General features: G+C 66.3%; 12 protein-coding genes. 5 read left to right on the plus strand and 7 right to left on the minus strand.

Annotation, left to right across the window (positions count from 1 at the left end; all coding sequences use genetic code 11):
* Nucleotides 1-173 precede the first annotated feature (173 nt).
* From QMX83_RS02410 to QMX83_RS02425, 4 genes are all read left to right on the plus strand, one after another.
* Entirely contained in the window at nt 174-470 is a 297-nt protein-coding gene (locus QMX83_RS02410) for a hypothetical protein (protein ID WP_282295067.1), read from the plus strand.
* Nucleotides 470-733: a hypothetical protein gene (locus tag QMX83_RS02415; RefSeq protein ID WP_282295068.1), complete on the plus strand. Its 264-nt coding sequence runs from the start codon at nt 470-472 to the stop codon at nt 731-733. Before QMX83_RS02410 ends, QMX83_RS02415 begins: the two co-directional genes overlap by 1 nt.
* A 10-nt stretch (nt 734-743) precedes the next feature.
* A complete protein-coding gene (locus QMX83_RS02420) occupies nt 744-2,306 on the plus strand; it encodes a PepSY-associated TM helix domain-containing protein (protein WP_282295069.1) in 1,563 nt (520 codons plus the stop codon).
* A 170-nt stretch (nt 2,307-2,476) separates the two neighbouring features.
* On the plus strand, nt 2,477-3,553 hold the full coding sequence (locus tag QMX83_RS02425) for a serine hydrolase (protein ID WP_336618942.1): 1,077 nt from the start codon (nt 2,477-2,479) through the stop codon (nt 3,551-3,553).
* Here QMX83_RS02425 and QMX83_RS02430 read toward each other — a convergent pair.
* Nucleotides 3,522-5,081, minus strand: coding sequence for a winged helix-turn-helix transcriptional regulator (locus QMX83_RS02430; protein ID WP_282295070.1), 1,560 nt, complete (start codon nt 5,079-5,081; stop codon nt 3,522-3,524). The two genes, QMX83_RS02425 and QMX83_RS02430, sit on opposite strands and share 32 nt — an antisense overlap.
* 140 nt (nt 5,082-5,221) lie before the next feature.
* Between QMX83_RS02430 and QMX83_RS02435 the strand changes: the two genes are divergently transcribed.
* Complete coding sequence (locus QMX83_RS02435; RefSeq protein WP_282295071.1) at nt 5,222-6,208, plus strand: hypothetical protein; 987 nt, start codon at nt 5,222-5,224, stop codon at nt 6,206-6,208.
* A gap of 28 nt (nt 6,209-6,236) precedes the next feature.
* Here the strand turns inward: QMX83_RS02435 and QMX83_RS02440 are convergent, their stop codons facing one another.
* The 6 genes from QMX83_RS02440 to infB all read right to left on the minus strand — a co-directional run bounded on the left by QMX83_RS02440 (nt 6,237) and on the right by infB (nt 14,486).
* A complete protein-coding gene (locus tag QMX83_RS02440; RefSeq protein WP_282295072.1) occupies nt 6,237-7,406 on the minus strand; it encodes a glycoside hydrolase family 18 protein in 1,170 nt (389 codons plus the stop codon).
* 350 nt (nt 7,407-7,756) lie between these two features.
* Complete coding sequence (gene pnp / locus QMX83_RS02445) at nt 7,757-9,865, minus strand: polyribonucleotide nucleotidyltransferase (protein ID WP_282295073.1); 2,109 nt, start codon at nt 9,863-9,865, stop codon at nt 7,757-7,759.
* A gap of 151 nt (nt 9,866-10,016) precedes the next feature.
* Nucleotides 10,017-10,277, minus strand: a complete 261-nt coding sequence (rpsO, locus tag QMX83_RS02450) for a 30S ribosomal protein S15 (RefSeq protein ID WP_005417886.1) — start codon at nt 10,275-10,277, stop codon at nt 10,017-10,019.
* A gap of 162 nt (nt 10,278-10,439) precedes the next feature.
* Nucleotides 10,440-11,348 carry a tRNA pseudouridine(55) synthase TruB gene (gene truB / locus QMX83_RS02455; protein ID WP_282295074.1) on the minus strand — a complete coding sequence of 303 codons (909 nt, stop codon included), beginning with the start codon at nt 11,346-11,348 and terminating at the stop codon, nt 10,440-10,442.
* A 45-nt stretch (nt 11,349-11,393) separates the two neighbouring features.
* On the minus strand, nt 11,394-11,783 hold the full coding sequence (gene rbfA, locus QMX83_RS02460) for a 30S ribosome-binding factor RbfA (protein ID WP_282295075.1): 390 nt from the start codon (nt 11,781-11,783) through the stop codon (nt 11,394-11,396).
* Between the two features lie 60 nt (nt 11,784-11,843).
* A complete protein-coding gene (gene infB, locus QMX83_RS02465; protein ID WP_282295076.1) occupies nt 11,844-14,486 on the minus strand; it encodes a translation initiation factor IF-2 in 2,643 nt (880 codons plus the stop codon).
* Nucleotides 14,487-14,512 lie beyond the last annotated feature (26 nt).

Below are 14,512 nucleotides of genomic sequence, written 5' to 3' on the forward strand. Positions count from 1 at the left end.
CCGTTGGCCGGCCCTGGCGAACGTATCCGACGCCCATGAAGGCCGGCCAACGGCCGGCGCTACCGGGTGACTGAATACGTCGCTGTGGCAGATGAAAACAGCAATGATTACCATGCGCAGCTTATGCCCCGCGCTGCGTCTTTCATGAGTCCGCCCCCCATGAGCCTGTCCCGATGAGCGCCGATACCCTGGCCACGCTGTACTGCGTGCTGGCGGGCGGTGCGTCCGTTTTTTCCGCGCTGGCCTTCTATGCGGCCTCGCCGCACTGCCGCTGGCCGCGCCTGCGCCGCGCAGGCCGCCTGGGCCGACAGATCGGCCTGGTCGCCTTTGCCACGGCACTGTGGTTGTGGATGGGCCAGCTGGGCCTGGCCACCGGGCTGTGCGTGACGCTGGGCGGCTGGATGCTGACCGCGCTGGTACTGCCCTATGTGGCGGCCTGGACGCGCCCTGAAGCGGAGGCGCGGCGCTGATGTGGGCACGTGCACTGGCCGGCCTGCTGGCCGGCTTCTTCGTCGCCGCCGCTGCCGCCGGCCTGGTCGCGTGGCTGCCGCCGGGGCCGTGGCAGAGCGCCATCGTGGCCAGCATGATCGCCTTCATCCCGTTCTGGATGCTGGCGGCGCTGTGGGCGTTCGCTTTCCGCAACGGGTTGCGCGCGTGGGCGGGGCTCAGCGCCGCCGCCGCGCTGGGCTTTGGACTCCTGTGGCTGCTGCGCGGCCTCCAATGGGTGCAGTGAGGCCCGACCGATGAAATTCAGCTCGCTCACCCTGCGTACGTTCACCACCCTGCACACCTGGGTCGGCCTCGTGGCCGGCTTCGCCCTGTTCGTGGCGTTCTATGCCGGGGCCATCACCGTGTTCCACCACGATCTGCCGTTATGGCAGTCGCCGCAGGGCATGTCGCAACCGGCACAAACGCTGGACGACGCGCAGCGCCTGCTCGATGGCGTGCTGGAAAAGCACCCGGATGCACGCAAGCACATCGGCATGACCTTCCCCGGGGCCGAAACGCCGCAGTCGGTTGCGTACTGGCAGAACGCGCAGGGCACCTGGCTGTTCGCCTGGGCCGACCACGTGGATGGCAGCCCCACCCCACCACAGGCGGGGCTGGCCGAGCTGGTGAACGAACTGCACTACACGCTCGGACTGCCCGTCGCCGGCATCTACCTGATGGGCGTGGTCAGCCTGCTGTACGGCCTGGCGCTGTTCTCGGGGCTGGTGATCCACCTGCCCAAGCTGCTGGGCGACCTGTTCGCGCTGCGACCCGGCCGCAACTTCAAGCAGATGTGGCAGGACGCCCACAATGTGATCGGCGTGCTCAGCCTGCCCTTCCATCTGCTGTTCGCGGTCACCGGTGCCCTGCTCTGCCTGGTGTTCCTGCAGTTGGCCGCGCTGAATCCGCTGATCTACGACGGCAAACTGATGGAAGCGCTGCCGGCGGCGATGGACACCGCGCCGATCCGTGCACCGGCCAACGAGGCCGTCCGGCCCGGCAGCCTGGCGATGCTGCATGCACGCTCCATTGCGGTGGCCAACGATCTCGGCCAGGCCGACTTCGAGCCGGCCTACCTGAAGCTGGCCAACGCCGGCGATGCCAACGCCACCATCGAGATCACCGGTGATGGCGGCAAGGCGCTGGGCCCGCTGGGTGCCGTGGCGATGGACGCCAACACCGGCGAAGTGCTGCACACCCAGTTGCCCGGCCAGCGCGATGCCAACCACGCCACCCTCGCGGCCGCCTACGCGCTGCACTTCGGCGAGTTCGGCAATGGCCTGGTGCCGTGGCTGTACTTCGCGCTGGGGCTCGGTGGAGCCTTCCTGTTCTATTCGGGCAACCTGCTGTGGATCGAATCGCGGCGCAAGCGTCGCCAGCAGGCGCAGGGCCGCGCCCAGATCAACATGGCACGGGCGACGGTGGGCGTGTGCATCGGCCTGTGCGTGGCGGTGTCGGCGGCGTTCGTCAGCGTGCAGGTGCTGGAGCACCTGGCCCCCGCCCAGGCCGAGGCCGGCATGCGCTGGACCTGCTTCCTGGTCTGGGGCGGCTGCGCCCTGTGGGCGGCCCTGCGGGCACCGGCCAAGGCGGCGGTCGAGCTGCTGTGGGCGGCGGCCATCGTCACGCTGCTGGTGCCGGTGTCGCATGGCCTGATGACCGGGCTGTGGCTGTGGACCAGCGCGCAGCACGGGTACTGGCCCCTGTTCTGGGTGGACGGCGTGGCCTTGGCGATGGCGCTCGGGTTTGCCGCAATGGCGCGGGCGACGCGGTGGCGGGCGCTGCATGGCGACCCGAACAGCGTGTGGGCCAACGCCTGACGTAGCGCCACGCCCTGCGTGGCTACCCCGCTTGGTCGCGGACCGCGAAGCCACGCAGGGCGTGGCTCTACGGCCGTTCCGAGCACCGTTTCAGAATTCTTCAGACGGTTTTCCAGCACTTCAGACGCGGTGCTGGCCTAGTGGACTCCTTACCCCAAGGAGCTCCACCCATGCGCCGATCGACCCTGCTCTGCCCCGCCCTGTTGCTGATGCTCGCCGCCGGTTTGCCTCTGGCAACCCAGGCCGCACCGCCCGCGCTGGACCCCACCCGCCTGGCCGCCCTGGAAGCGGCCATCGCCCGCGATGACATCAAGCAGGTGACCAGCGTGTTGCTGCTGGTGGACGGATCGGTTGCCTATGAGCGCTACTTCAACGGAGCCACGCCCGACACGCTGAACGACGTCCGCTCGGCCAGCAAGAGCGTCACCGCGATGCTGGTGGGCGCGGCCATCGGCGACGGCAGCCTGCCCGGCGTACACGCCCGCGTGTACGACTACTTCCCCGCGTTCACCCGCCAGCACCGGGTGGACCCGCGCCTGCGAAACACCACCGTGGAAGACCTGCTGACCATGAGCAGCCTGTGGGAGTGCGACGACGAAAATGCGTTCTCGGCCGGCAACGAGGAGCGCATGTATGTCACCGAGAAGTGGCTCGACTTCACCCTGGCGCTACCAGTCAAAGGCTTCGCACCGTGGATGACACGACCGGAAGACAGCCCGCACGGGCGTGCGCATGCCTACTGCACGGCCAATTCCTTCGTCCTGGGTGCGGTGCTGGAACGCGCCACCGGGCAGCGGCTGGCCGAATATGCGGCAAAAGCGCTGGAACGCCCCCTGGGCATTACCGAGCGCCACTGGAACCTTTCGCCGGAAGGCATTGGCATGGGCGGCGGCGGCACACGCTACCGCAGCCGCGATCTGGCCCGACTGGGCGAACTGGTGCTGGCAGGTGGTAACTGGCAGGGCCGGCAGCTGATTCCGGCCGACTACGTCGCTGCCATGGTCAGCCCCCAGGCAACCACCAGCAACGGGAGCGACTACGGCTACCAGTGGTGGGGACTGAAACTGCCGGTCGGCGGACGCGAGCAGACGGTGTGGGCGATGTCGGGCAACGGCGGCAATTATGTGTTCGTGATGCCGGACCGGCACCTGGTGGCGGTGGTCACCAGCCGCGCCTACAACCGCAGCTACGCCCACCCGCAGTCGCGGCGGATTCTCACCGACTTCCTGTTGCCGGCGTTGCGCTGAGCCCCTTCAGGTCGTCCGGACGCCAGGGTGCCGCCAGCACCCGTGCGCGCTGTGCGGCCACGTCGGCGTCGATGGCGGCCAGCAGACGCGCATAGCCCGGCGAGGCGCGCAGGCGTGTGAACAGCGGCGTGGCGCGCAGCCACGCCGCGTCGCGGAACCCCGCCGTTACCGCGTCCTGCAGATCCGCCAGCGCCGCGTCCACATCGCCCTGCGCCTGGTGCAGCAGCGCCCGCTCGAGTGCGGCGTCGGCCCAGCCATCGTCCGGCTGCGCGGACAGCGTCTGCAGGCGGGCAGCCACCCACTCCGGCGACGCCGGTGCGCTGCCGTGCAACCCCGCCAGGGTCTGCCCGAGGGATTGCTGCGGTCGCAGCTGCCGGCTGCGCTCAAACGTTTCGGCGGCCGCCGCGCGATCGCCTTGCATCATGTGAAGCTCACCCTGCAGCCGCAGCAGTCCCGGATGCGGAGTGCCGCGGGCCAGCGCCTGCGCCAGCGCCGCTTCGGCCCGCGCCGGATCGCCGGAGACCAGCAGGCTGCGCGGCCAGGCGATATTGGCGAACACGTTGTCCGGGTAGAGCTGGAAGTTGCGCTGGTGACGGCGCGCGGCCGCATCGGTGAAGCCCAGCAGTTCCAGCTCCCGTGCGATCTGCACGTCGAGGAAGCGCACGCGCTCCGGCGTGCGCACCGCGAGGTTGTCCTGCAGCGCCTGCGCCAGATGGCCCTGCTCCTGGTACAGGTAGGCCAGCGATGCACGGGTGGCGTCGTCGCCGGGATCGCGTTGCAGTGCCTGACGGTAGTCGGCCACGGCCTGCGCCATGGCACCCAGGCAATCGTGGGCGTATCCGCGTGCGGCGAAGGCCGCCGCGTCGTCCGGCGCACGCCGCAGCACGTCGTTGGCCAGTGCCAGCGCTTCTTCCGCGGACTCGCGTGGACCATTGAACAGGCAGCCCTCCGCCGCGAGCGTGCGCGCCAATCCGCGTCGGGCTGCAATGGATTCGGGATCAACCTGCAGCGCCTGCCGGTAAAGCACGATGGCGCGCTGGTTGTTGCTGGCCTGACCGATGCCTGCGTAATGATCGGCACGCCGCAGCAGCGGCGATGCCGGCGATGGGGTTACGCCCGCCGGCCATATCACGACAGCGAGGGTGGCAGCGACGAGGACGCCAACTCCCGCGGCCGCCCAACCCCACCGCCGCGGGCGATGAACCACAGCAGTGTCCGCTTCTTCTTCAGGCACGACCGGTTGTGGCAGTGCGCACAACTGGTAGCCGCGGCCGCGCACCGAACGCACGTATCGCGGGCGGCGGCCATCGTCACCCAGGGCCTGGCGCAGCAGCTTCACGCGCTGGCTGATCGCATCCTCGCCGACGACGGCCGGTGCCCAGACATCACGTGCCAGCGTGTCGAAGCTCACCACTGCCGTGCCATGCGCCAGCAGGCAGTCAAACAGCCGCCAGCTCAGCCCGGACACCGGCAGAAGCACATCCTCGCGCCGCACCTGCTGGGTGCTGCGGTCGATGTGCAGATCCATCAGTTGGACGGTATCCATGGCGGCGGGTGGACAGGGTTTTGGACGGCTTCGATGCGGAGCGTACAGCAAACCTCCCGGCCCCCGGCATGTGCCGCCACGGGCGGTGCTATCGTGCACCGGATCTCCCAAGGACCGCCCGCATGACCGAGAACCTGGACCTCACTGATCGCCGGACGGATTCCGACCCGCTTGAGGCACTCTACGACCGCGCTTACGCCGCCTTCAATGACGGCGAGCTGCAGTTGGCGAGCACCCTGTTTGCCGAGCTGATCGAGGCCTCGCCGCCGGGCAGCCACCTGCATTACATGCGCGGGCTGACCCACAAATACCTGCGTGACTGGCCGACCTCGCTTCAGCACAACCTGCAGGCACAGCAGCTGGAAGACGAATTCAACGAGGCCTCGGCGTGGAACGCCGGCATCGCCGCGACCGCGTTGGGCGACTGGTCCGAGGCGCGGCGGCAATGGGCACGGTGCGGAATCAACATTCCGGAAGGCGAAGGCCCCATCGAACGAGACTTCGGCCTGGTCAGCGTGCGCCTGAATCCCTGGGGCAAAGGCGAAACTGTGTTTGCACGGCGCATCGACGTGGTCCGTGCACGTCTGTTGAATGTGCCGCTGCCGGAAAGCGGACACCGCCTGTTCGACATCGTGCTGCATGACGGAGCCCCCACCGGTGAGCGCCGCACGCGCGACGGTACGGTGCCCGTGTTCAATGTCCTGCAGACGCTGCAGGCGTCAGACCATCGCACCTACACGGCCTTCGTGCGCAGCCCGTCGGCAGAGGCCATGGCCGAGTTGCTGGACACGGAGCTGCCGGGCATCGGTTACGTGGAAGACTGGACGGCGTCCATGGTGACCCTGTGCCTGCGCTGCAGTTACGGTATTCCGCATGCAGACGCGACCGCCAAGGCAGCACATGAACCGGGCGCGGCCAGCAATGACGACTGGAAGATCGAGCGCAACCTGGGCATAGGTGCGCAGGGCAAGGCGGCGGTCGAACGCCTGCTGGCCAACTGGGTTGCCGCCGGTCCGGACCGGCACGTGGACGGCATCGAAAGCCGCGAGCAGCCGGGGTCCGTGCCGGAGGACGGCTACGTGTGGTGGGACGATCCCACGGAGTCCTGAACCCATTGAATGGACGCTCCCCTCCGCTTCAGCGGTAGGGAGCTGCCATCGCCTTCAGCAGGCTGCCTTCGTCGTCGTCGCCGGTCAGTTCCCAGGTAAACACGCCACGCAGGTTCCGCTGCTTCGCGTAATCGGCGCGGATGCGAATTGACGTCTCGTCTTCATAGCTGATGAAGACCTTCTCGACCGGGTTGTACAGCCATGGAGCCTGCGCCACCGGATGCCAGTGCCGCTGCCAGCCCGGCTTGCCGAGCAGATCGGCGCGGATGCGCCGCCAGTCGCCGGCGTCGGCCGGGGCGCTGTAGGACTGGTACAGGCCGTTGTTGGCATCGGCGTTGAGCTTGAAACCGCGTCCGTAGAACGGCACGCCCAGCACCAGCTTGTCGTCCGGCACGCCGTGCTCGCGGTAGTAACGCACCGCGCCTTCCACGCTGTTCCAGCGGCGCTGCGCCGGGTCCAGCGGATCTTCCGGAACGTCGCGCAGCGGCGCGTTGAAGGTGGATACCTTCGAAAAACCCGTGCCCATGTCGTAGGTCATCAGGTTGATGAAATCCAGCGCCTGTCCGAGTTGCTTCAGCTCGTAACTCAAGGCCGGATCGTACGGGCCATCGGTCTGCACGCGGCCGGCCGGCAGCGCGGCGGTCAGCAGTCGGTGCGGGCCACCGAGTGCGTCCAGCTGGCGGCGGAATTCCTGCACCAGCAGGGTCATGTTGTGACGGTCTTCGGGGCGATCGGTGATCTCGAGCGGGCCGCCGTACACCGGGAATTCCCAGTCGATGTCGACACCGTCGAAACTGCTGGCGTGCTGCTTGAAGAACAGGTCAACGCAGGAGGCGACGAAGCGCTGGCGCGATTCCGCGGTGAGCGCGGCATCGGAGAAACCACCGGCGTTCCAGCCGCCGATGGAAATCATGCTGTTGAGCTGCGGATGCGCGCGCTTGAGTGCGGCCAGCGCCTTGAAGTGCTCAGGTGCGTTGGCCTCCACCACGCACTTTCCGTCCTCGATGCGGGCGAAGGCGTAGAACAGATGGGTGAGCGTGTCCGCCGGGATCGTGGCGATGGGATAACGCTCGGCGGAGCCGCCGGGATAGTAGGCACCGATCACTTTGGCTGGCGGCACATCGGCCGCCTGCAGCGGGGCCGATGACAGCGAGAGGGTGAGGACGACCAGAGCGGACAACGTCGATGCACGGAACATGGCGGGCTCCACGAAATGCGGGATGACGAAATGCGAGGTAGGGTCGATCGATAGACGACCGCCGTGAAGTGTTCAACGCTCGGCAACGCATGACCACGGAACAGCGTCGCTCCGTTCCGTGGTCATGCGTTAAAGAACGGATCACCGTTATTGGCGGTCGTCTATCGACCGACCCTACCAGTTCCCAGCCATCCGTCCAACGTCCCACGCAACGGTCATCCAAGCAGCCCGCCAACCGCGCATCCAGGACACCCCCATCCCGCCGCCATCCAATCGCGGCCATGCCGTGCTCCCAAAAAGAAAAAACGGGCCGAAGCCCGTTTTTTCATTGCCGCGATGACGCCAGCCGATTATTCGGCCGAAGCGCCTTCGCCTTCTTCCACGGCCTTCATGGACAGGCGGATACGGCCCTGCTTGTCCACTTCCAGCACCTTGACCTTGACCACATCGCCTTCCTTCAGCTTGTCGCCGACCTTCTCGACGCGCTCGCTGGAGATCTGCGACACGTGGACCAGACCGTCCTTGCCCGGCAGGATGGTGACGAACGCACCGAAGTCCATGATCTTGGCGACCTTGCCTTCGTAGATGCGGCCCGGCTCGACGTCCGAGGTGATCTGCTCGATGCGCGACTTGGCAGCCTGCGCAGCGATCGCATTGACCGAAGCGATGACGATGGTGCCGTCGTCCTGGATGTCGATCTGGGTGCCGGTTTCCTTGGTGATGGCCTGGATGGTGGAACCACCCTTGCCGATCACTTCGCGGATCTTGTCCGGGTGGATCTTGATGGTCAGCAGACGCGGCGCGTAGTCCGACAGCTCGGCACGCGGGGCGGTCAGGCCGTGGGCCATTTCACCCAGGATGTGCAGACGGCCAGCCTTGGCCTGCTGCAGTGCCTGCTTCATGATTTCTTCGGTGATGCCTTCGATCTTGATGTCCATCTGCAGGGCGGAGATGCCCTCAGCGGTACCGGCAACCTTGAAGTCCATGTCGCCCAGGTGATCTTCGTCACCCAGGATGTCGGACAGGACGACGAAGCGGTCGCCTTCCTTGACCAGACCCATGGCGATACCGGCCACCGGCGACTTCACCGGCACGCCGGCGTCCATCAGGGCCAGCGAGGAACCGCAGACCGAGGCCATCGACGAGGAGCCGTTGGATTCGGTGATTTCCGAGACCACGCGGATGGTGTACGGGAAGGCTTCCAGCGACGGCATCACAGCCAGCACGCCGCGCTTGGCCAGACGGCCGTGGCCGATTTCACGACGCTTCGGCGCGCCGAAGCGGCCGCACTCGCCCACCGAGAACGGAGGGAAGTTGTAGTGGAACAGGAAGTTTTCCTTGTACTCACCAGCAACGGCGTCGATGACCTGGCCGTCACGGGCGGTGCCCAGGGTGATGGCCACGATGGCCTGGGTTTCGCCGCGGGTGAACAGCGAGGAACCGTGGGTACGCGGCAGCACGCCGGTCTTCACGGTGATCGGGCGGACGGTGTCCAGGGCACGGCCGTCGATGCGGACCTTGGTGTCCAGCACCGAGTCACGCATGGTGCGGTATTCCAGCTCGCCGAATTCCTTGGCCAGTTCGGCACCGTTCCAGCCTTCAGCGGCGACGCGGCCGGCCAGCGACTCGGTGACGTCCTTCTTGATCGCGGCGATGGCGTCGCGGCGCTGCAGCTTGTCGCGGACCTGGAAGGCTTCGCCCAGACGCGGGCCGATGGCTTCCTTCAGCGCGCTGATCAGCACGTCGTTCTTCACCGGGGCAACCCAGGTCGACGGCTTGGTGCCGGCTTCCACGGTCAGCTCGTTGATGGCGTTGATGACCTTCTGCATTTCGCGGTGACCGAAGGTCACGGCGCCCAGCATCACTTCTTCGGACAGCAGCGCGGCTTCGGATTCAACCATCAGCACGGCGTTGGAGGTACCGGCCACGACCAGTTCCAGCTCCGAGTCCTTCAGTTCGGTCACGGTCGGGTTGAGGATGTACTCACCGTTCTTGTAACCGACCTTGGCAGCGCCGATCGGGCCCATGAACGGGGTGCCGGCCAGCGACAGGGCGGCCGAGGCACCGATCAGGGCGGCGATGTCACCGTCCACGTCCGGGTTCAGCGACATCACCGTGGCGATGATCTGCACTTCGTTGCGGTAGTCTTCCGGGAACAGCGGACGGATCGGACGGTCGATCAGACGCGAGATCAGGGTTTCCTTCTCGGTCGCGCGGCCTTCGCGCTTGAAGAAGCCACCCGGGATGCGGCCACCGGCGTAGAACTTTTCCTGATAATCAACGGTCAGCGGGAAGAAGTCCTGGCCTTCGCGCGCGCTCTTGGCGGCGACGGCAGTGACCAGCAGCACGGTGTCGTCCATCTTGACGATGACGGCACCACTGGCCTGACGGGCGATTTCGCCGGTTTCAAGCGTGACGGTGTGCTTGCCGTACTGGAAGGTTTTGGTGATTTTTGCCACGGGGGATTTCCTTGGATGATGCTGTCTGCGAATGGACCGCCGGCGACCCTTGCCGCCTGCGGGTGACCGGCTGTTCCGGTCCAGGCAATGTGATGCGGTACTACCAAAACAAAACCGCGGCGCATTCCTGCGCCGCGGTCGGGGTTCTTGCTTAGCGACGCAGGCCGAGCTTTTCGATCAGGGCCTTGTAACGCTCGACGTCCTTCTTCTTCAGGTAGTCAAGCAGGCTGCGGCGGCGGTTGACCATCTGCAGCAGGCCGCGACGGCTGTGGTGATCCTTCTTGTGGGTCTTGAAGTGGCCGGTCAGCAGTTCAATGCGGGCGGTCAGCAGGGCGACCTGGACTTCCGGGGAACCGGTGTCGGCGGCGCTGCGCTTGTTGTCTTCAATAACCTTCTGGGTGTCGATCGACATGTCTTTTTCTCTTTAGATGCGTGGCCTGCAGAAACGCCCCTGTGGCGTACCGCGAGACTCGCCGTGAACGGAAAGATGAACCCGCAGATGCGGGCCTGCCTTGAAAAGGCCGCGAAATTGTAACGGTCAGGGGCTTCGGGGACAAGCGCCGACTGCGTCAGGTCACAGGTTGAAGCGGCGCTGGGGGGCCAGCAGACCGCCCTCATCGACCTGCCCCAGACCCTGGATCTGGCCCTCCGGCCCGTATACGGCCACCCCGCCCTGCGCCCAGTCCGCATTGCGCAGGCGCTGGCCCATGCAGAAGCGTCGCGCCTGTTCAGCATCCAGTTCGACGCGGGGGTAATGCGCCAGACCTTCCGACAGCGGCAGCAACAGCGCGTCCATGGCGGCCTCGTCGCCTTGCTCCACCATGGCCCGCAGCGTATCCAGGGTCACCATGGGCGCGTCGCGGAACGGGTCCACCCACAGCCGCCGCAGGCCGGCGATATGCGCGCCGCAACCCAGGGTTTCGCCCAGGTCACGGGCAATGCTGCGGATGTAAGTACCTGAACCGCAGGTCACGCGCAGTCGCAGGCGGTTGGGCTGCTGGTCCAGCACCTCGATGGCGTGCACCTCGACCTCGCGCTCGGGAGCCTCGATGGCCTCCCCGCGGCGGGCCTTCACATACAGCGGCTCGCCGCCCTGCTTGAGCGCAGAATAGATCGGTGCGCGCTGTCGTATACGACCCCTCAAGGGAGCCAGCGCCGCCTCCAGCTGCTCCGGCGAGATCACCGGGACCGGACGCTCACGCAGCACGGTGCCGTCGGAATCGTCGGTGTCAGTGGTCTGGCCAAGCACCACCTCGGCGTCATAGGCCTTGGCCGAGCCCAGCAGCAGGCCGGCGATCTTGGTCGCCTCGCCAAAGCACAACGGCAGCAAGCCGGTGGCCAGCGGATCGAGGCTGCCGGTATGGCCGCCCTTCTCGGCGCGGAACAGGCGGCGGGCCACCTGCAGTGCGGCGTTGGAACTCATGCCGGTCGACTTGTCGAGCAGCAGAATGCCGTCCAGACGGCGGAACGTGATTCGATTCATAGAATAAGTGCAATACAAAAACGCCGGGCGGTGCCCGGCGTGGTATCAGTTTTCTTCGTCTTCGGCCTTGCGGCTCTTTTCCGCCGCAACGGTGTCGGGCAGGTCGCGCAGCAGGTTGTCGATATGCTCGCCGCGATCCACCGAGTCATCGTAGTGGAAGTGCAGCTCCGGCACATGGCGCAGCTTCATCGCACGCGCCAGCTCCATGCGCAGGCCCCAGGCGATTTCCTTCAGGCCCTTGACCGCTTCAGCGGAACGCTCCGGCATCAGCGCGGTGACGAAGACTTTGGCATGTGCCATGTCACGGGTGATTTCCACGTCCGAAACACTTACCGACGGCAGGCCGTGTTCGCGCACCGCGTTGTGCACGAGGGTTCCCAGTTCACGACGGAGCTGGGCGGAAACACGGTCAGTTCGATGGAAGGTTTTGGGCACGGGGATCTCTGGATTCGATAGCAGGTAAAAGGGGCCCGACCGTGGTCGGGCCCCGGGGCATTACAGGGTACGCGGAACTTCGATACGCTCGAAGCATTCGATCTGGTCGCCGGCCTTGACGTCGTTGTAAGCCTTCACGCCGATACCGCATTCGGTACCGTTGCGGACTTCCTCGACGTTCTCCTTGAAGCGGCGCAGCGATTCCAGTTCGCCTTCGAACACCACCACGCTGTCGCGCAGGACGCGGATCGGCTTGCTGCGCTTGACCACGCCCTCGATGACCATACAACCGGCCACCGCGCCGAACTTCGAGCTGCGGAACACGTCGCGGACCTGGGCGATACCGATGATCTCTTCGCGGATTTCCACGCCGAGCAGACCGGAGGCCACCTGCTTCACCTGGTCGATCACGTCATAGATGATCGAGAAGTAACGCAGGTCCACGCCATTGGCTTCGATGATGCGACGCGCGGAGGCGTCGGCACGCACGTTGAAACCGATCACGGTGGCCTTGGAAGCCACAGCGGAGTTGGCGTCCGACTCGGTGATGCCGCCCACGCCGGAGTGGATCACGTTGATGCGGATGTCTTCGTTGGACAGCGCGACCAGTGCCTGGCTCAGAGCCTGCACCGAACCCTGCACGTCGGCCTTGATCACCAGGTTCAGCACCTGCTGGCCATTGCCCTTGCCCAGGGTCGCCATGATGTCTTCCATGCGGCTGCCGGCGGACTGGACCATGCGCGATTCACGACGCTTGGTATCACGCTGCTGCGCGACATCCTTGGCCAGGCGCTCGTCGTCGACGACCACGAAGTCATCGCCGGCATCCGGCACGCCGGACAGACCCAGCACCTGCACCGGAATCGACGGGCCGGCGCTGTCAGGCTGCTTGCCGGTTTCGTCGAACAGCGCACGCACGCGGCCGTACTGGATGCCGCACACCAGGTAGTCGCCCTTCTTGAGCTGACCCTGCTGCACGAGCACGGTGGCAATCGGGCCGCGGCCCTTGTCCAGCGAGGACTCGATGACCACGCCACTGGCGCGACCTTCGGACACGGCCTTCAGTTCCAGCAGTTCGGCCTGGATCGAAATCGCGTCAAGCAGATTGTCGATACCGGTACCGGCCTTGGCGGAGATTTCCACCATCTGGATGTCACCACCGAAGTCTTCGGCCACGACCTGCTCGCCGAGCAGTTCGTTCTTGACCCGCATCGGGTCGGCACCGGACTTGTCGATCTTGTTGATCGCCACGATCAGCGGCACACCGGCCGAACGCGCGTGCTGGATGGCTTCCTTGGTCTGCGGCATGACGCCGTCGTCGGCTGCCACCACCAGCACCACGATGTCAGTCAGCTTGGCACCGCGGGCACGCATCGAGGTGAACGCGGCGTGGCCCGGGGTATCCAGGAAGCTGATCACGCCCTTCGGCGTTTCAACGTGGTACGCACCGATGTGCTGGGTGATGCCACCGGCTTCGCCACCGGCGACCTTGGTGCGGCGGATGTAATCCAGCAGCGAGGTCTTGCCGTGGTCGACGTGACCCATGATGGTCACCACCGGCGGACGCTGCACGGCTTCGCCCTGCGCGCTGTCGGTGGCAGCCAGCAGCGCGTCTTCGGCGTCGTTGCTGTCGGCACGCACGGCCTTGTGGCCGAGTTCTTCGGTCACCAGGGCGGCGGTGTCGTGGTCGATGGTCTGGGTGATGGTGGCCATCACGCCCATCTTGAACAGCGCCTTCACCACTTCGCCGCCCTTCAGGGCCAGCTTCTGGGCCAGATCGGCCACGGTGATGGTCTCGCCGATGGCGACTTCACGCACGACCGGTGCGGTCGGACGCTCGAAGCCATGGCTGCCCGAGCCGCCACGCGACTGCTCGTTGCCACGACGGCCCTGCTGACCACGCGCGGCCGGACGGCCACGCGAGTTGCTGTTGTTGCCACGGCGGGCACGGTCGGCAGCGGACAGATGCAGCTGGCCGGCGAAGCGGTTGCCACCGTCGTCGTCGCGCTTGTTGCCGCCACGGTCGTTGGCACCGCGATCATTGCCACGGCTCGGGCGATCATCCGCGCGCGGAGCCGGGCGCGCAGGCGCGGCCGGAGCCGGACGTGCGGCACGGGCCGGCGCTTCTGCAGCCGGAGCCGGCTCCGCCTTGGCCACCGGCGCGTTGCGGGCGGCTTCAGCAGCGGCTTCAGCGGCCTTGCGCTCGGCTTCGATGCGGTCCTTTTCAGCCTGCTCTTCCTGGCGCTTGCGTGCGATTTCCTCGTCACGCAGGCGGTCCTTCTCGGCCAGGGCACGCTGTTCGTCCAGATTGCGCTGGCGGGATTCCTCCAGCTTGCGCAGGATGTCGGCACGCTCCTCATCCGGCGTCATCGCCTTGCCACTGGCGTCCTTGGTGTAGGTGCGCTTCTGGCGGACTTCGACGTTGACGGTGGTCTTGCTGCGACCGGCACTCACCGTCACTTCCTGCAGCTTGCGACGGTTCAGGGTGATCTTCTTGGCGGCTTCGTCTGCGGTTTCGGCCGGCGTTTCCGCCTTGCCGTGCGAACGACGAAGGAAGCCCAGGAGCTTCACCTTCTCGGTGCTGGTCACGACCTGGTCGGGACCGCTGAACTTCATGCCGGCTTCGGCAAGCTGTTCAAGCAGTTTCTCGACCGGCGTGTTGACCAGTTCGGCGAGCTTGCGGATGGTGGTTTGCTGCGACATTCGGATCCTATGATCTGGTTGGCGCG

It is taken from the genome of Stenotrophomonas sp. PS02289 (assembly GCF_029960115.1).
Lineage (GTDB): Bacteria > Pseudomonadota > Gammaproteobacteria > Xanthomonadales > Xanthomonadaceae > Stenotrophomonas.